The sequence below is a fragment of the Corynebacterium sp. TAE3-ERU30 genome (assembly GCF_019209925.1).
Lineage (GTDB): Bacteria > Actinomycetota > Actinomycetes > Mycobacteriales > Mycobacteriaceae > Corynebacterium > Corynebacterium megadyptis.
The window spans coordinates 244,643-261,241 of sequence record NZ_JAHUTO010000003.1 but is presented as its reverse complement, the minus strand read 5'-3'; the positions used below and the strand labels follow the sequence as shown (position 1 = coordinate 261,241).

Sequence of the window (16,599 nt, the reverse complement as noted above, 5' to 3'; positions counted from 1 at the left end):
CGCTACACTCAAAGATCATGAGTACTACGGTGGCTTTTCTCGGTCCGCGCGGCACGTTCACGGAGATGGCGATGCAGGCATTCGCCAAGCGCGGCTGCTTTGACGCAGACGATGTGACGGGGCTGCCGGTGTCCTCGCCGGCGGAGGCCCTCGACGCGGTCGTCCAAGACCGGGCTGACTATGCCTGCGTGGCCATCGAAAACTCGGTGGATGGGGCCGTCACCCCCACCTTCGATGCCCTCGCCGCCGCCGAGGGGGTACAGATTTATCACGAGTTCGCCCTCGATATCTCCTTCGCATTCATGCGGGGCGACGCCGCGCCTACGTCCACCCCGCCGCGATTGAGCACCCACCCCGTGGCGTGGCAGCAGGTGAAACTCTCGGCGCAGCGCCTGCTGGGCGAGGTTGAATTCATTCCCGCCTCCTCCAATGCCGCCGCGGCGGAAGCCGTGGCCCGCGGCGACGCCGATTATGCAGCCGCCCCGGAAGCCGCCGCCGAGCTGTGGGGCTTGCAGGTGGTGGCCAGCGATGTGGCCGATGTGCCGGGGGCGCGCACCCAGTTCGTGGTGGTGGGCCCGGCAGGCATACCGACTCCGCGGACGGGAAATGATCGCACCTCCGTGGTGTTCACCCTGCCGAATGTGCCCGGCAGCCTGGTGGGGGCGCTGACGGAATTCTCGCTTCGCGGCGTGGACCTCACCCGCATCGAGTCCCGCCCCACCCGCACTGGGCTGGGCACCTACCGCTTCCACGCCGACCTGGTGGGGCATATCGACGACGCCATCGTGGCCGAAGCGCTGCGGGCATTGCATATGCGCTGCGAGTCCTTGCACTATCTCGGCTCGTGGCCACATAATTCCGCCCCGCCGGAGCAACCCAGCAACACCCCTGAACGTGACGCCGCCACCGCGTGGGTGGCCCGAATGAAAGAAGGTCAGCGATGAGTGCCACCTCCCGCCAGGGTCGTATTATTTTGGCTCGCCACGGCGAGACCTACGCCAATAAAAACCGTGTGCTCGATACCTTCCCGCCGGGAGCCGAGCTCACCGAGCAGGGCCAGCAGCAGGCCTATGCGCTGGGGGATAAGCTCGTCGAGTTCAGCGGCGAGCACCTCGGGCAGATCTATTGCGGGCTGGCGATCCGCGCCCAGCAAACCGCGATGCGCGCCGCTGAACGCTTCCGCGACAGCAGCGGCCGCGCGCTGGGTCGAGTGCTGGTGCGCGAAGGAGTCCACGAGATCAGTGCCGGCGACCTCGAGGGCAGCACGGATCCCGAGGATGCCGCGCTCTACCTCGACTATTTCTACCGTCGCCTCTGCGGCGAGCAAGCGGCGCTGCCGGGAGGGGAGTCGCTGCGCGCGATCCTCAGCCGCTATCTGCCGGTGCTGGTTGAGATGCTCAACGAGCACGTGGATGCTGGCCGCGATGCGGTGCTGGTCAATCACGGCGCTATCAGCCGCACGGTTGCCAGCCATGCCTGTGGGCTGGAGCCGGAGTTCGCGCGGGATCACCGCCTCGAGAATTGCGGACTGATTGTGCTGGAACCCCGCGGGCAGCTTTTCGGTAGTTGGACCCTGACCCACTGGTCAGATACTCCGGTGGAGGAGCTCGGCAAGGCCTAAAACACTGAGCCCTGGTAGCTCGGGTGGGTTTTAGCCCCAGCCGAGCTCGTGCAGCCGAGCGTCGTCAATGCCGAAATAGTGCGCGATCTCGTGTATCACGGTGATCCGCACCTGTTCGACGAGCTCACTTTCGCTCGCGCAATAATCCTTGAGGGATTCGCGGTAGATGGTGATGGTGTCCGGCAAAAAACCGCTGAATTCATTGGTGCGTTCGGTTAGGGCCACGCCTTCGTAGAGCCCGAGGACGCCGGGGGATCGGGGATGGCGGTCCTCGATCTGGATCACCACATTGGTGAGATGGTTCAAGAGCTTCTCGGGGACGAGGTCCAGGCCTTCGTCTACGAGTTCTTCGAAGCGTTCATCGCTGATGGCAACCATGGTGGCGTCCTTAACGGGGGAGGTCCTCGCGCAGCGGATTGCGCTCCGGCTGCGGCGGCGGGGCCGCGCCATCGATGGTGAAGGGGCCGGTGGCGGTGCCCTTCAACGTGGAGAAACCACCATCCTCGCGGGCCTTGATCAGCGAGCAATTCACAGACTTCGAACCGCCCTGCCATGCATCGGCGGAGAGCGTGGTCCAGAAAGGCTGCAGCGTGGACTGGTAGAGATTCTCCTCGCTGCCCAAGAAATCCTCCGCGGCCTGGGTGCAGACGCGGTTGAGTTCTTGATTTTGCTGCTCCTCGGTGGGCACGGAGTCTGGGAAGAACTCGGTGAGGTTCACCACGCGAGTGACCTCGAGAACGTGGTCGGTATCGCAGCTGACGGTGTGGGGCACATTGGCGGCGTCGATGCTCACGCAGGTGCCGGCCTCATAGACGCGGGCCTGGTCCTGATCGGCCACCTTGCCGGTGGTCTCCAGCGGCACGCCATTGGGGTCGGTGGATTGCAGACCGCACAGCATGGTGCGATCGCCGGCCTCCCAGGCGCTGGGCGGGGGAAGCACCGGCGCGATGGAATAACGGCCGCGCGGATCATAGGTGCCGTTGAGATAGCTGATAGTGGGCTGCTGGCAGAGCTCCTCGCGCAGCTGCGCCTGCCGGGTGAGGTCCGGGGCGGGGGCGTCGGGGCCGAACTCGGAGGAGGGGTAGGCGGCCAGGTCTTCGCGGGCGGTGACCTCGAAGCGGTGCGGGCTAGCGCAGTCGGTTTGTTCGAAGTCAGCGACCTCACCTGCGGAGGTAAAGGACCATGTCACGCAGGAGCCGGCGTCGGCGGTGGTAAACGGCGCCACCTCTTTAACCGTGGAGGTCGTGGGGGAGGCGTCCGGGGTTTCCGCGGGTGTTTGGGATTCTCTGACCATGTCGAAGCTGCCAATCGCCACACCGCCGGCGAGGGCGGCGATTGCGCAGATCCGCAGCGCGGTGGCGCTGCGCCAGGTGGGTGTAGTCGTCGAATTCACGTCCCCCATGCTAGCGGCTTCCCTTTTCTCCGGCTGTAAGTGGCGTGGCATAAAGCCCCGTGCACAGCAGCAGCCGCAGCGTGACCCGCTCGCGCTGGGCGTCTGGGCGTAGTGGAGCGCTAGGCCCGCTGCACGTGGGTCTTGAGGCTAAAACGATCCGGGTGGTAGAGCGAGCGGCACCACTCCACGGGCTTATCGTTCGAGCTGGAGACCCGCGTCACGGCGAGGAGCGCGTCGAGGGGGCGAAGCCCCAGCAGCTCGGCATCATCGGGGCTGGCGTTGATGGCGGTGGCTGTTTGTTCCGCATCGGTGATGGCCACCCCATAGTCGCGATCCAAGATGGCGTAGACCGACTTATATACGTCGGTTTCTAACAGCGTGGGGGCGTAGCGGGAGTTATACCAGCCATCGTCGATGGCATAAGGCTCGCCATTGCCCAGCCGCAGCCGCACCAAGTGGGTGTGCGGGGTGCTGGGATCGGTGCCGAAGAACTTCGCCACCTCCGGCGGGGCGGGCGCCCAGGCAGAGGCCAGGATTTTCGAGCTGGCGGTGAGCTGCTGGGCTTCCATTTCGGAGGAGAAGGACGCCAAATGCAGGCGATTGATCAGCGGGTTGGGGGCGACGAAGGTGCCTTTGCCCCGAGCGCGTTTGAGCTTGCCGCTAGCCACGAGGTCACCAATAGCGCGGCGCACGGTGATGCGAGAAACACCAAAGGTATCTTCAAGGATGCGCTCGCCGGGCAGCATATCTCCGGGCTTGAGCTCGTGGGTGCAGATGTCCTCGAGAACTTCCCGCAGCTGGGCATGCTTGGGCTTGCCGGTGTCGGCGAGCGGGCGCGCGGGAAAAGACGGGGACGGGGACATACCTCCATACTAGCGAACTGGTGATAACCGGAGCGGGCCAATGGATGTATCCTCTGCCACGCGCTGGGGTGGAGACAGTCCCATTTTTGGCCCGCTGCGCGGTAGGCTGATGAATGTGATTGATCTAAAGTTCTTGCGTGAAAACCCAGATGTCGTTCGCCAGTCCCAGCTGAACCGCGGGGACGATCCTGCGCTTGTCGACGCCCTCCTCGCGGCCGATGAGCGCCGCCGTTCCGCCATTGTCGACGCGGATGCTCTGCGCAGTGAGCAGAAGGCCTTCGCGAAGAAGATTGGCCAAGCCGCCCCCGAGGCCCGCCCGGCCCTGCTCGAGGGGTCTAATGAGCTCAAGGCCAAGGTTAAGGCAGCCGATGCGGAGCAAAAGGCGGCCGAATCTGAGGTGCACGAACTACAGATGAAGCTCTCCAACGTGGTGGAGGGCGCCCCCGCCGGCGGCGAAGAGGACTTCGTCGAGGTGGACTATGTGGGTACCCCGTCCGAGCTGGATTTCGAGCCCAAGGATCACGCCGAGCTCGGCGAGAGCCTCGGCCTGCTCGATATGGAGCGCGGCGTGAAGGTCTCGGGCGCCCGCTTCTATTACCTCACCGGCTACGGCGCCCTGCTGGAGCTCGGCCTGATGAACCTTGCCGCCAAGAAGGCGATGGAGCACGGCTTTAAGCTCATGGTGCCGCCGGTGCTGGTGCGCCCCGACGTGATGGCCGGCACCGGCTTCCTCGGCGAGCACTCCGATGAAATCTACTATCTCCCCGCCGATGACCTCTATCTCGTGGGCACCTCGGAGGTGGCCTTGGCTGGCTACCACAAGGACGAGATCATCGACCTCAGCGATGGGCCCAAGAAATACGCGGGCTGGTCCAGCTGTTTCCGTCGTGAAGCTGGCTCCTATGGCAAGGACACCCGCGGCATTATCCGCGTCCACCAGTTCAACAAGCTGGAGATGTTCGTCTACGCCAAGCCCGAGGATGCGGAGCAGGAGCACCAGAACCTGCTGAATATGGAACGCGATATGCTCTCCGCCATCGAGGTTCCCTATCGCGTGATCGACATCGCCGGCGGCGATTTGGGTCAGTCTGCGGCCCGCAAGTTCGACACCGAGGCCTGGATTCCCACCCAAAATACCTACCGCGAGCTCACCTCCACCTCCAACTGCACCACCTTCCAAGCCCGTCGCCTGCAGACCCGCTACCGTGATGAGCAGGGCCGCGCCCAGGTGTGCGCCACCCTCAATGGCACCCTCGCCACCACCCGCTGGCTGGCGGCCCTGTTGGAGAATCACCAGCGCAAGGACGGCTCCGTGGTGGTGCCGGAGCAGCTGCGCCCCTATGTGGGCGTGGATGTGCTGGAGCCCCAAAGCTAGCCCCGACCGCCAACTCTCGGCTGCCCCCTAGGCCGATCAGGACCCCATAAGAGGACACCGTCAATGTGGAGAAAAAACAACCAGCGTTTCCGGAAGACCTCTGGATTCCTCGTGCCCACTTCCGAGCCGGTCATCAGCGCATCACACCACGCTGAGCTGAAGGAGCCGGTGTATCGCATCGGTATCGCCGTGGCACGGCTGGTGATGAAATTCCAAGGGATCCGCGCCGTGGTGGAGGGCACCGAGAATATTCCTGCCGATGGCGCGGCGGTGATCGCGGTGAATCACACCGGCTACATGGACTTCATCTTTGCCGGCGTCCCCGCCTACCTGCGGGGCCGGCGGCTGGTGCGGTTTATGACCAAAAAGGAGATTTTCTCCGCCCCCTTCCCGGTGGGCTGGGTGATGCGCGCGATGAAGCACGTGCCCGTGGACCGCGAGGCCGGCCACGACGCCTTCGAGGCCGCAGTACAGCACTGCAGCGACGGCCACTTGGTGGGCATTTTCCCGGAGGGCACGATCTCTCGCTCCTTCGATCTCAAGGAGTTCAAAACGGGGGCGGCCCGCATCGCGCAGCGTTCCGAGGTGCCCCTCATTCCGCTGGTCGTATGGGGTTCCCAGCGCTTCTGGACCAAGGATTTGCCGAAGAATCTTGGCCGCAAGCACCTGCCGCTGTGGGTGCGCGTCGGCGAGCCGATTTCCACTGAGGGCAGCCCCGAGGAGGTCACCGCTCGGCTGCGCGATCGCATGAGCGAGATGCTGGCCGAGGTGCGCCGCGACTATGCCGAGGAGTTTGGCCCCTTCGCCGGGGATGAGCCGTGGCTGCCCGCGAGCATCGGGGGCTCTGCACCAACCCAGGAGCGGGCTGACCTATTGGATCAGGCGGAGAAAGAGCGTCGACAAGCGAAACAAGCTCGCAAGGCCGAGCAGGCACAGGCGAAAGCCGCTAAGAAAATGAAAGAGAAAAAACGATGACCTCGTCACCTTCGCCCACGGATGGCATGTTTGCGCGACCGCTGCTCATCGCCACCGACGTGGACGGTACCCTCATCGACGACGCCGAGCGCATCCCACCCCGCGTGGTGAGTGTGCTTCAGCAGGCCGTGCACGAAGGAACGAAGGTGGTGCTCGCCACCGGCCGGCCGCCGCGCTGGATCTTCCCCATCCTCGAGCAGCTAGGAATTAATCCGCTGTGCGTATGCGCCAATGGCGCCATCGTCTATGACTCCGCACAAGACAGGATCATTCATAGCGCCACGCTAAAACCGGAGACTCAGCGGACAGTCGCCCGCATCGCCACCGAGGTGCTGGAACCGCTGGGCGGGGTACATTTCGCCGTCGAGCGCGCCGGGCGCTCCGCCTTCGACCCCACCCATGAGCTCTTTGCGGTGGCACCGGATTATTCCCACGCCTGGGAGTCGCAGGAGTACGGGGTGGAAGAGCATAAGGAGCTCTTCGGCAGCTCCGCAGTGAAACTGCTGGTGCGCAGCGAGCATCTTAGCTCCGAGAAGATCGCCGACCTGCTGCGTGACCGCATTCCCGCAGAGATGGCGCACGTGACCTTTTCCATGTCCGGCGGCTTGGTGGAAGTGTGCGCCCCGGACGTGAACAAGGCGGTCGGATTGGCGCAGGTGGCCAACTACTACGGCGTCGACGCCGCCGACGTGATGAGCTTTGGCGATATGCCTAATGACTGCGAGATGCTCCGCTGGTCGGGCCGCTCCTATGCCATGGGCAACGCCGCCCAGGCTGTCCGCGACGCCGCCGATGAGACCATTGGCGATAACAACGAAGGCGCGATCGCCGACGTGCTGGAGCCGCTCTTCCCCGAATCCTAACGCGCCACCGCGTAGCCCCCACCGCCAATACCGGCAGGTGGGGGCTGTGCTGTGTCTGGGGCGGCTGTTCTAGGGCTGCGCTGCGTCGGGCGGCGACGGCCGGGCTGCAGCGCAGAAACCGCCCCATCCGACGGTGCGGAGGGGGCGGTCAGAGTACTGGCCGAGGCCAGCGCTTCGCGGTGAGCTGGGCGCCTAGCGGGCGATAATCTCGAGGCTGCCATCCGTGGGGTTATAGCTGATGTGGCCGCCGATGAAGTCCACTCGGTAGCCGTCCTCGGTGGCATATTGATCGCTGGTCGGCAAACCCAGGATGCCGGCGTCGAGTCCGGTCGAGGCCCACGCATCCGCGATCTCGCCCCACAGCGCGTGCGTGCCACCCTCGGGGGAGGAGATGATCACACCATCGGTGAAGGGCACATAGCGCAGCTCGCCCACGGCCTCCGAGGGCGATGCGTAGTGCACGCCACCGCGCGGGCTGCCCAATACAGGACCGAAGCGGTTATCAATCTCGTTGTATTTCTGCGCTTCGACGCTATCTCCAGTGGTGGTGATCTTCTTCGGCACAAACACCGGCAGATCGGCGATGCTCAAATCATCGATCATCGGGATATTGCCCACCTCATCCAGCGCACCATTCTGCATGCTCGAAGCGTTCTCGGAATTGAGCACGAGGGCCAAGATGGAGCCGACGATATCGAGAATCTCGGAGACATCGACACTGCGGCCTTGGACATGATCGATGATGGCACCGAGGGCGCGGGAGAAGAGCGCGGATGCCTCTTGATCGGCCTCGCCGGTGAGATCCACCTCAGAATCCGGGGTGGGTTCCGTCGCAGAGTCCTCCTCCGGTTCCGGGGTGGGTTCCTTCTCCGCAGGCGTGGTGGTGGAGGTCGCTGGGGTGGGCTCCTTCTCGCTGGTGGTCTCCGTGGTGGTCTCCGTGGTGGTTTCCGCCGCGGTCTCGGAGGTGTTCTCCGCCGTGCTCGGTGTAGTGCTTACAGAAGACGTGGTCGTCGTTGCTGCAGGAGTGGTGCTCGAGGTCGCCGGGGTGGGCTCCTTCTCGCTCGTGGTCTCCGCAGCGGGCTCCGTGGTGGTTTCCGTGGTGCTGGTCTCGGCAGTGCTGCTCTCGCTCGTGGATTCCGTGGTGGTCTCAGCAGCCGCCGTCGACGTGCTGCTCTCCGCGGTAGAGGTCTCGGTATCGCTGCTTGTGCCCACCGCGCCAGCGTTGATGGCGTCGTAGGTCTTCTTGGCGATGGTGCGGATCTTCAGCATCTGCGCGTAGCCGGCGTCGCCGGGGCAGGTGGTATTGCCCACGTCGCGGTGCGCGAAAATATTCGGCAGTTTCACCGCGGTACCGGCAGGGTACTTGGTGTAGTGGCTGCCTTCGGAGTAGTGGATGCTGGAGCCGGTGGGGTCGAGGCCCTCGACGGCGGTGCGCCAGCCGATGGTCTTACCCATGGACTCGATGGTGGCGGTGGTGGGGTTCTGGGTGGAGTAGTCGCCGATCATGGAGATACCCCAGGTGTTCTGATTGAAGCCACCGGCGTGCGCACCTTGCACGGCCTTGTTGAGGCCGCCAGCGCGGCCTTCGTAGATATTGCCGAACTTGTCTACCAGTGCGTTGTACCCGATATCGCACCAGCCGAGGGTGGCGGCGTGGTAGTGATAGATGCCGCGCACCTGGGCGGCCGCTTGGGCGGCGGTGTAGTTATTGCTGCCGGCGGTGTGGTGCACGGTGATTCCGGAAACGTGGTCATCGTAGGTGGGGTTCATGCAGCGCTTGGACTCGTCCGCGCCCCAGCCGGCGCGGGAGATCATGCTGGGCATGCCATCGGAATCGGCGGCCAGCTCGATGCCGGCACGCGGGTCGGTGGAGGCGTTGCCGTCGATGAACACGGCATCGAGATTGGTGGGCCCACCGGAGATCAGGTCCACGTTGGTCACGGAGACCTGCACGGAGTGGGTGGGGGCGAGGTAGATCAGCTCGGTGCCGTCTTTTTCGCCGCCGCTGCTCTCGTTGAGGGGCTCGGCCTCATACCAGGGGCCCCAGTTGCCGGCGTCGTCCTTGGCGCGGAAGTGGGCCACAAAGTCCTTGGTGCCGTCCCAGGTGAGCGCGAACATGGAGAATTCCTCGTCGCGGGTGAATTGTTTGACGGTGCGTTCACCCTCGCCCTCGCCTTGGCTGTCTACTGCGGGGTCAGTAACCACCACGTTGTCGCCGCTGTCGAAGGAGATGGAGGATTCGCTGACGCTAATCGGGTCGGCCGCGACGGAGTCGGTGGGCCGGATGGTCTCGGAGTTCATGGCTACTACGGAGCCGAGGATCACGCTTGCCGCCGCCACGATGGCAGTGAGCGGCCGCCCCGTTCGGCCGAGGAACCGTCGTCGTTGCTGCACTATGGATTGCCCCCTGAGGGTTGTTGCTGGAGAAACGTAAATTAACCTTTGTAAATCTTAGTATAAAGCTGGGAAAATTGGTACGAATGTGGTCAGCGTGCAGGGCGTGGGGCTGATCTGGTGGCTGACATGTCCACATACGCTGGGCATTGTGCCCTCCGGTTCTTCTTCTGCGTCGCGGCCCCGCCATCACCCTTTGCTGGGGCCACTTGGTTAAGCTTCGGAGATATGACTGACTATGACCTCATTGTTGTGGGCTCAGGCCTCTTTGGGCTCACGGTTGCGGAGCGTGCTGCCTCGCAACTGGGTAAGCGGGTATTGATCGTCGAAAAGCGTGGGCATCTCGGTGGCAACGCCTATTCCGAGAAGGAGCCGGAGACCGGCATTGAGGTGCACCGCTATGGCGCGCACCTCTTCCACACCTCCAATAAGCGGGTCTGGGAGTATGTGAATCAGTTCACCTCCTTCACGGGCTACCAGCACCGTGTGTTCGCGATGCATGATGGCCAGGCCTATCAGTTCCCGATGGGACTGGGGCTGATCGCGCAGTTCTTCGGCAAGTACTACAGCCCCGAGGAGGCCAAGGCTCTTATCGAGGAGCAGGCCGCCGAGGTGGACACCGATGACGCCCAGAATCTCGAAGAAAAGGCGATTTCGCTGGTCGGGCGCCCCCTCTATGAGGCGTTTATTCGGGATTACACCGCCAAGCAATGGCAGACCGACCCGAAGGAGCTGCCGGCATCGAATATCACCCGCCTGCCGGTGCGCTACACCTTCGATAACCGCTACTTCAATGACACCTACGAGGGCCTGCCGGTAGACGGCTACGCCGCGTGGCTGGAGAAGATGGCCGAGCATGAGCTCATCGAGGTGCAGCTGAATACCGACTGGTTCGAGGTGCGCGAGCGCTATAGCGGCGTGCCCGTGGTCTATACCGGCCCCATGGATCGCTACTTCGACTACTCCGAGGGGCGTCTCGGTTGGCGCACCCTTGATTTCGAGCTCGAGGTGCTGCCGGTGGGCGATTTCCAGGGCACCTCGGTGATGAACTACAACGATGCGGACGTGCCCTATACCCGCATCCACGAGTTCCGCCACTTCCACCCGGAGCGCGATAGCTATCCGAATGACAAGACCGTGATCATGAAGGAGTATTCCCGCTTCGCCGAGGGCGATGATGAGGTGTACTACCCGATCAACACCCCGGAGGATCGCGATATTCTCGGCCGCTACCGTGCCCTCGCCAAGGACGAGGAGGAGCGCAATCAGGTGTTCTTCGGCGGCCGCCTGGGCACCTATCAATACCTGGATATGCACATGGCTATTGCCTCCGCGCTGAGCATGTTCGATAACAAGCTGCGCGATATCCTCTAGCCTTCTTTCGCTTATCGACGCCATCTCGCGCAGGCGTCACCCCCGAACACAGGGTCGAGGCCGGTTAAGCCGCCTCGGCCCTGTTTTCTTTATGTCTAAAGAGGTATCACTATTGCCCTAGCTACCCCCGCTCGGGTGGTTCCGTGCGTCTATGGCACAGATTCGGGTGGAGACAATCATCACAAGGCGAGGGGTGGCATGGGGGAAGGGGGTGGGGTTGAGCTGCACTGATCCTCTCGCTTAACTGACTCTTACGTAGGCGGAGCAAATGGTGCTCAGAGTGTTCTTCTTAGGCGGCGTTAATCTGAGAACTAGTGTTGCTTGCGCGCCGCGCCCGAAGGAGGAATGTGGAGCCCGCAGAACACTGGCCCTATTCAGATTGTTAAGAGAAAAGGAGCTCGGAAGAGATCATGGGTATGTCATGGCTCGCTGCCCCGCCGGCGGCACCCCGAAAGAGTTCTGAAGAAATCGACCGCCTCTACCCGCGCCTGCGTCTGCAGGTGTTCATGGGTATCTTCATCGGCTACGCCGGTTTCTATTTGGTGCGCAACAACATCTCGGCGGTGGCACCGCTGCTGGTGAAAGAAGGCCACATCGATGTGGTCGGCGTCGGCGTGATCGCCAATGCCGTGCTGTTCGCCTATGGGCTGTCGAAATTCTTCTCGGCTATGGTCTCTGACCGCTCCAATGCCCGCTACTTCATGCCGTTGGGCCTGGCGCTCTCGGCGATTGTGAACCTCTTCATCGCTTTCGTGCCGTGGGTCTCCGCCTCGGTCACGGTGTTTGCCACCGTCATGTTCATCAACGGCTGGGTGCAGGGCATGGGCTGGCCGCCCTGCGGTCGCGTCCTGGTGTACTGGTTCTCCACGAATGAGCGCGGTTTTAAAACCTCGCTGTGGAATACCGCCCACAATGTGGGCGGCGCGGCGCTGCCCGCCCTCATCGCCCTCGGCCTGTGGATGTTCCCCGATACCTGGGAGGTCGCCTTCTGGGTGCCGGCCGTGGTCGCCCTCGTGGTGGCCGCCATCGGCTTCCTCTTGGTGCGTGACCGGCCCGAGGCCGAAGGCTTGCCGCCGATCGAGGAATACCGCCACGACCCCGCCAAGGTGGATGTCGACGAGGACGATGACACCAGCACTCTGGATCGAGTGTTGAAGCACGTGCTCACCAACCGCACCATCGTGATGCTGGCCATCGCCAATGTCTTCGTCTACGCCCTGCGCTATGGCGTGCTCAACTGGATCACCGTGTTCTTGCACGATAAGCACAACGCAGAGATCGGCAGCGGCCTGGTGGGCTTCGCCACCTTCGAGCTCGCGGGCATTGTTGGCACCATCCTCTGCGGCGTGGTCTCCGACAAGGTGTTCCGCGGCTGGCGTTCCGGCGCCGGCATGCTCTTCAGTGTCGGTGTGGTGGTGTGCATCCTCTTCTACTGGCTGCTTCCCGTGGGCACCCCGATGTGGCTGCTCATCCTGCTCGTGGGCATGATCGGTGGCCTCATCTACGGCCCCGTGATGCTCATCGGGCTGCAGGCCATTGACCTCTCTCCGCACAATGTCGCCGGCACCGCCGCAGGCTTCACCGGCCTCTTCGGCTACCTGCTGGGTGCGACGCTCGCCTCTACCGGCGTGGGCGTCGTGGTGAAGAACTACGGCTGGGATATGGCCTTTACTATCTTCATTATCTTCGGCGTGATCACCGTGCTGCTATTCGCACTGGTGGGCCGCGATGAGCGGCGGCTCATGCAGGCCCACGCGGAAAAGGTGAAGAACTCCTAGTTCTCCTCCATCTCCACCACGGTGGTCGGGCCAATCGCGACGCCCTGCGCCGCGAGGGCCTTGATCACCGCCACGATCGCCGCGTCCATGGACGTGACGGTCTCCATCTGCCGGGATCCGGACCAGAAGCGGATCTCCATGGTGGCCAGTCCTCCCACCACATCGCGGAGCACGGCCACCGGCTCCGGCTCATTGAGCACAGCGGGCTCGGCGTTGAGCGCCTCTATGGCGATCACCCGGGCCCGCTCATAGTCTTTGGGATTGCGGATCTCCACGTCGAAGGAGGTCCGCACCCATTCATTGTGGGTCTGCACCGTCATCATCGAGGTGTGCACCGTGCCATTGGGAATGAGCACTTGGCGGCCATTAAAGGTGCGCACCGTGGTGGTGGAGAGGTTAATGTCTGTCACGGTGCCGGAAATATCCTCGATGGCGATCTGATCGCCCACCACCGGCTTTTCCCGCATGAGAATCACCAGCCCGGCAAACATGTTGCCCAGCACCGTTTGGAAGGCAATACCGGCGGCGATGGACACCACGCCCAAGCCGCCAATGATATTGACCGGCTTAATCGAGGGGAAGGTGTAGGTAATGGCCACGCCAAAGGCGATAATGATGACCGCCCACGCTGCGATCTGCGCGAAGGCCCGCGCCGAGACCGGGGCGCGCCCCACGGTGACGAGCAGCGGCTTCGTCAGCTTGAGCACCACCCAGGCGAGCATGCAGCCGACGAGGAAAATCAGGGCGCCAATGCCCACCTTCTCCCATGTGAGCATGCGCACCGCTTGTTGAACTTGATCGGCGGTGACTCCGCCCTCGGCGGCGCTGGACTGCTGCGCCAGAATAGTCGCCAGCATCTCTGTTTATTTCTTTCTCTCGTCGGCAGAAGAATCAGTGTGGTCAGCGGTACTCGCCGGGCAGGTGTGGATCTCCATTCCGGCTGCCCGGAGACGGCGCAGCGCGGCCGCACCGCCGCCGGTGGCTGGGGTGAGCACGCCGGCGGTGGCAGGGGAGTCCGCGTCGAGAAGCGACAGCGCAATCTCGCTGATCATCAGCGCGGTGCTGTCATATCCGGGGTCGCGGTCGTGGTGGATGCGTACGCTGTGGCCGCTGGCCAGCTCGGTGGTGGTCACCGTGAAACGCCCTGTGGCGCGCTGCTGCTCGCTGGGGCCTTCTCCTGGGGCGGGGAATAGCCGCTGCAGCACCCGCTGCCCCCAGTCCCGTTGCGCGAGATAGCTGATCGCGCCCAGCACAGCGGTGAAGGCGAGCGCCCGCGGCCGTGAGCCGAGATCATGCACCTCGCTGTAGCGGAAGGACTCGCCATAGTCGAGCAGCCAGGCCGAACGCCGCACCAGGCGCACGTTATAGCCGGCCATAAAGAACGGCGCGAGACTCTCCCCGCGTCCCAAACGGGGGCGTGACGACGCCTCCTCGCTGGGCGCCGGACCATAGAGCTCATTATTTAATGCATAGGGGTGGCGGGCCGCGGGGCGCCCAGTGCGCAGCGAGTTGAGCATGGAGGCGATGGTCCCGCCCGAGACCCCGCCGACCAGATCGGAAACCACCATCTGCACCGTGCCGAGCTGCCCGCCACAGTGCTCGGCGAGCAGCCAGCAGGCCAGATCGGAGGGCACAGAGTCGAAACCGCAGGAGTGAATGATTTTCGCTCCGCGTGCTGCGGCGAGATCGTCGAGCTCGCGGACACTATCTTGGACGAATTCGGCCTCGCCGGAGAGATCCACATAGTGGGTGCCGGCCTCGGCGCAGGCGCGCACCAGCGCCCGGCCATAGCGGGCATAGGGGCCGACGGTGGTGATGATCACCCGGGCGCTGCGGGCGAGCTCGGCCATAGCCGCCGCATCGCTGGCATCGGCCACGCGCACGGGCACCTGTGTCTCGCCATAGAGTTCAGTGAGGGTGTGCTCGGAGCGGCCGGCGAAGCAGAGCCGGCGCTCGCCGCCGTGCTCCAGCAGATAGCGGGCGATTATTCGGCCCACAAAGCTCGTGGCGCCAAAGAGCACAATGTCGTAGTCACGGGATGGGTTAGCGCTGCTCATAGTGTCCATAGACTAACAGCCTCCACCTCCGCTAAGGCGCTGGAGCATCCGGGCGCTGCTAAACTGTGCAGTCATGAGCCGACACCGGCGCCGCCATCCCCGCCGCACCCCGCTGGCGCTGTCTACTGCAGCGTCCGCCCTGCTTGTTGCCGTTTTCGCCTTCGTGGGCGGCTGGATGCGCCGCTGGATGAGTGACGATGGCCTCATCGTCTTGCGTACGGTGCGCAATCTTCAGGCCGGCCACGGCCCAGTGTTCAATATCGGCGAACGGGTGGAGGCCAATACCTCCACGCTGTGGCAATACCTTATTTATGTGGGCGGAGTGCTCACCCATGCTCGTCTGGAGATGGTGGCCTTGGCGCTGGCGTTGCTGTTCACCACGGGCGCGGCAGTGATCGGGGTGCTGGCCTCGGCACGGTTTTATCGCGGGGCCACAGTGATCCTGCTGCCTGCGGGCATGCTGGTGTATTTCGCCCTGCCCCCCGCACGCGATTTCGCCACCTCTGGGCTGGAGTGGGGGCTGTCTATTTTTTATCTCGCCGCGCTGTGGTGGGTATTCCTGCGCTGGGGCTTCGATGATATCGCCGCCCCACTCGTCGGTTTTGTTGCCGGAATGAGCTGGCTGGTGCGCCCCGAACTGGCGCTCTATGGCGGGGTGGTGATCATCGTGCTCGTGGTGGGGGAGCAGAGTTGGCGCTCCCGCGGCTTCGTCCTCGCGGCGGCGCTGCCGGTGCCCCTGGCTTATGAGATCTTCCGCATGGGCTACTACGGAGTGCTGGTCCCGCAGACCGCGGTGGCGAAATCCGCCAGCGGGGCGGAATGGGCCTCGGGTCTGAACTATCTTCGCGACTTCAGCCACCCCTATGTGCTGCCGGTGGCCTTGGCTGTCATCTCGCTTATGGCCGGCACGGCCGCTTTGGGCAGTTCCGCCCAGCGCCGGCCGGTGCTCGTCACCGCGGTGTTTGTGGCCTGTGCCTTAGTACATGTGCTCTATGTGCTGCGGGTCGGCGGTGACTTCATGCATGGCCGCATGCTGCTGCTGCCGCTCTTCGCCCTCCTGCTGCCCGCGGCGGTGCTGCCGCTGCGGCTGGAACGCAGCCCCATCGCCCTGGCGCTGGCGGTGCAGGCGGTGTTGATCGCCGGCTGGTCGGGCACGGTCGCCTATCGCGGCCATCCTTGGGAGATCCCGGAGAAGGACTCGGATCTGAACATCGTGGATGAGCGTGGCTTCTACTATGAAACCACCGGCCGAGACCCACAGACCGAGCCGCTGCTGCTGGCCGAGAACTTCCTCACCTTCCCCAATATGCAGGGCTTTCCCGAAGCATTGCAGCTGGCCGAGCACGGGCAGGCGGCCGTGCTCGGTTTGGCCATTAACCCCGAGACCGATGAGCGGCACTGGGTGGCGTATCCCCGCACCGTGGGGCAGGGGGATTTTGATCGTTTCGCGCCCACGATTAACTACATCAACCTCGGCATGACCAGCATGAACTCCCCGCTGGACGTGCGCGTATTGGAGCCGGTGGGGCTCGCCACCCCCTTGGCGGCCCGCTCCCCCCGCTTGGAGAGCGAGCGTATTGGCCACGACAAGCTGCTCTCCCTGCCCTGGGTGCTGGCCGAATCCTCCACAGATATCAACCGCCTGCCACTAGGAGTGGATCGCGAGGCCGTCGAGGCCGCGCGGCACGCCCTATACACCCCTGAGTTTCAGGAGCTGGCCGCCAGCTATCGCGAGCCGATGAGCATGCACCGTTTCTTGGCCAATATTCGCTATGCGTTGAGCGGCAAGGGCATCTTCACGGTGGAGTTCGACCCCCATACCTACAGCGATGTGCCGTCGAGCGGGAAGCCCATCACCTGGAATTAGGACTTGCCTGTCGCGTCGTGGTGGCGGCGGGATGGCGTC

The 16,599-nt window shown here is 63.8% G+C and carries 14 protein-coding genes; 8 read left to right on the top strand and 6 right to left on the bottom strand.

The annotated features are described in order from the left end of the window. The first annotated feature begins 17 nt into the window (after nt 1-17). Together pheA and KR227_RS07180 are read left to right on the top strand one after the other, a co-directional pair. Nucleotides 18-944, top strand: a complete 927-nt coding sequence (gene pheA, locus KR227_RS07185; RefSeq protein WP_218364667.1) for a prephenate dehydratase — start codon at nt 18-20, stop codon at nt 942-944. Then, entirely contained in the window at nt 941-1,621 is a 681-nt protein-coding gene (locus KR227_RS07180) for a histidine phosphatase family protein (RefSeq protein WP_218364664.1), read from the top strand. Before pheA ends, KR227_RS07180 begins: the two co-directional genes overlap by 4 nt. Nucleotides 1,622-1,651: 30 nt before the next feature. Here KR227_RS07180 and KR227_RS07175 read toward each other — a convergent pair whose 3' ends face one another. The 3 genes from KR227_RS07175 to KR227_RS07165 form a co-directional block, all read right to left on the bottom strand. Next, complete coding sequence (locus KR227_RS07175) at nt 1,652-1,999, bottom strand: metallopeptidase family protein (protein WP_218364663.1); 348 nt, start codon at nt 1,997-1,999, stop codon at nt 1,652-1,654. Nucleotides 2,000-2,009: 10 nt separating this feature from the next. Next, nucleotides 2,010-3,023 (bottom strand): septum formation family protein, encoded by a 1,014-nt coding sequence (locus tag KR227_RS07170; RefSeq protein ID WP_218364662.1) that lies wholly within the window; start codon nt 3,021-3,023, stop codon nt 2,010-2,012. A gap of 110 nt (nt 3,024-3,133) precedes the next feature. Then, nucleotides 3,134-3,877 (bottom strand): GntR family transcriptional regulator, encoded by a 744-nt coding sequence (locus tag KR227_RS07165; protein WP_218364661.1) that lies wholly within the window; start codon nt 3,875-3,877, stop codon nt 3,134-3,136. Nucleotides 3,878-3,992: 115 nt separating this feature from the next. Between KR227_RS07165 and serS the strand changes: the two genes are divergently transcribed. From serS to KR227_RS07150, 3 genes are all read left to right on the top strand, one after another. Next, nucleotides 3,993-5,252, top strand: coding sequence for a serine--tRNA ligase (serS, locus tag KR227_RS07160; RefSeq protein WP_218364660.1), 1,260 nt, complete (start codon nt 3,993-3,995; stop codon nt 5,250-5,252). 63 nt (nt 5,253-5,315) lie between these two features. After that, nucleotides 5,316-6,227 carry a 1-acyl-sn-glycerol-3-phosphate acyltransferase gene (locus tag KR227_RS07155; RefSeq protein ID WP_218364659.1) on the top strand — a complete coding sequence of 304 codons (912 nt, stop codon included), beginning with the start codon at nt 5,316-5,318 and terminating at the stop codon, nt 6,225-6,227. Next, nucleotides 6,224-7,090 carry an HAD family hydrolase gene (locus KR227_RS07150; RefSeq protein ID WP_255549187.1) on the top strand — a complete coding sequence of 289 codons (867 nt, stop codon included), beginning with the start codon at nt 6,224-6,226 and terminating at the stop codon, nt 7,088-7,090. The genes KR227_RS07155 and KR227_RS07150 overlap by 4 nt, the downstream gene beginning before the upstream one ends. A gap of 192 nt (nt 7,091-7,282) precedes the next feature. Here the strand turns inward: KR227_RS07150 and KR227_RS07145 are convergent, their stop codons facing one another. After that, nucleotides 7,283-9,484 (bottom strand): N-acetylmuramoyl-L-alanine amidase, encoded by a 2,202-nt coding sequence (locus KR227_RS07145; RefSeq protein WP_218364658.1) that lies wholly within the window; start codon nt 9,482-9,484, stop codon nt 7,283-7,285. A gap of 228 nt (nt 9,485-9,712) precedes the next feature. On the opposite strand from KR227_RS07145, the gene glf reads away from it, so the two are divergent. Then, nucleotides 9,713-10,858: a UDP-galactopyranose mutase gene (gene glf / locus KR227_RS07140; RefSeq protein ID WP_218364656.1), complete on the top strand. Its 1,146-nt coding sequence runs from the start codon at nt 9,713-9,715 to the stop codon at nt 10,856-10,858. A 410-nt stretch (nt 10,859-11,268) separates the two neighbouring features. Beyond that, nucleotides 11,269-12,636 (top strand): MFS transporter, encoded by a 1,368-nt coding sequence (locus KR227_RS07135; protein WP_218364654.1) that lies wholly within the window; start codon nt 11,269-11,271, stop codon nt 12,634-12,636. On the opposite strand, the gene KR227_RS07130 is transcribed toward KR227_RS07135, so the two are convergent. Together KR227_RS07130 and KR227_RS07125 are read right to left on the bottom strand one after the other, a co-directional pair. Then, entirely contained in the window at nt 12,633-13,493 is an 861-nt protein-coding gene (locus tag KR227_RS07130) for a mechanosensitive ion channel family protein (protein WP_218364652.1), read from the bottom strand. The genes KR227_RS07135 and KR227_RS07130 overlap by 4 nt on opposite strands. A gap of 6 nt (nt 13,494-13,499) precedes the next feature. Continuing rightward, nucleotides 13,500-14,693, bottom strand: a complete 1,194-nt coding sequence (locus KR227_RS07125) for a trans-acting enoyl reductase family protein (RefSeq protein ID WP_218364650.1) — start codon at nt 14,691-14,693, stop codon at nt 13,500-13,502. Between the two features lie 73 nt (nt 14,694-14,766). Between KR227_RS07125 and zomB the strand changes: the two genes are divergently transcribed. Continuing rightward, on the top strand, nt 14,767-16,560 hold the full coding sequence (gene zomB, locus KR227_RS07120; protein ID WP_218364648.1) for a flagellar motor control protein ZomB: 1,794 nt from the start codon (nt 14,767-14,769) through the stop codon (nt 16,558-16,560). The last annotated feature ends 39 nt before the right edge of the window (nt 16,561-16,599 follow it).

What these genes read in the sequence shown, in the direction of transcription:
- pheA (WP_218364667.1), top strand. Translation starts at nt 18, where the DNA reads ATGAGTACTACGGTGGCTTTTCTCGGTCCGCGCGGCACGTTCACGGAG.
- KR227_RS07180 (WP_218364664.1), top strand. Translation starts at nt 941, where the DNA reads ATGAGTGCCACCTCCCGCCAGGGTCGTATTATTTTGGCTCGCCACGGC.
- KR227_RS07175 (WP_218364663.1), bottom strand. Translation starts at nt 1,999, where the DNA reads ATGGTTGCCATCAGCGATGAACGCTTCGAAGAACTCGTAGACGAAGGC.
- KR227_RS07170 (WP_218364662.1), bottom strand. Translation starts at nt 3,023, where the DNA reads ATGGGGGACGTGAATTCGACGACTACACCCACCTGGCGCAGCGCCACC.
- KR227_RS07165 (WP_218364661.1), bottom strand. Translation starts at nt 3,877, where the DNA reads ATGTCCCCGTCCCCGTCTTTTCCCGCGCGCCCGCTCGCCGACACCGGC.
- KR227_RS07155 (WP_218364659.1), top strand. Translation starts at nt 5,316, where the DNA reads ATGTGGAGAAAAAACAACCAGCGTTTCCGGAAGACCTCTGGATTCCTC.
- KR227_RS07150 (WP_255549187.1), top strand. Translation starts at nt 6,224, where the DNA reads ATGACCTCGTCACCTTCGCCCACGGATGGCATGTTTGCGCGACCGCTG.
- glf (WP_218364656.1), top strand. Translation starts at nt 9,713, where the DNA reads ATGACTGACTATGACCTCATTGTTGTGGGCTCAGGCCTCTTTGGGCTC.
- KR227_RS07135 (WP_218364654.1), top strand. Translation starts at nt 11,269, where the DNA reads ATGGGTATGTCATGGCTCGCTGCCCCGCCGGCGGCACCCCGAAAGAGT.
- KR227_RS07130 (WP_218364652.1), bottom strand. Translation starts at nt 13,493, where the DNA reads ATGCTGGCGACTATTCTGGCGCAGCAGTCCAGCGCCGCCGAGGGCGGA.
- KR227_RS07125 (WP_218364650.1), bottom strand. Translation starts at nt 14,693, where the DNA reads ATGAGCAGCGCTAACCCATCCCGTGACTACGACATTGTGCTCTTTGGC.
- zomB (WP_218364648.1), top strand. Translation starts at nt 14,767, where the DNA reads ATGAGCCGACACCGGCGCCGCCATCCCCGCCGCACCCCGCTGGCGCTG.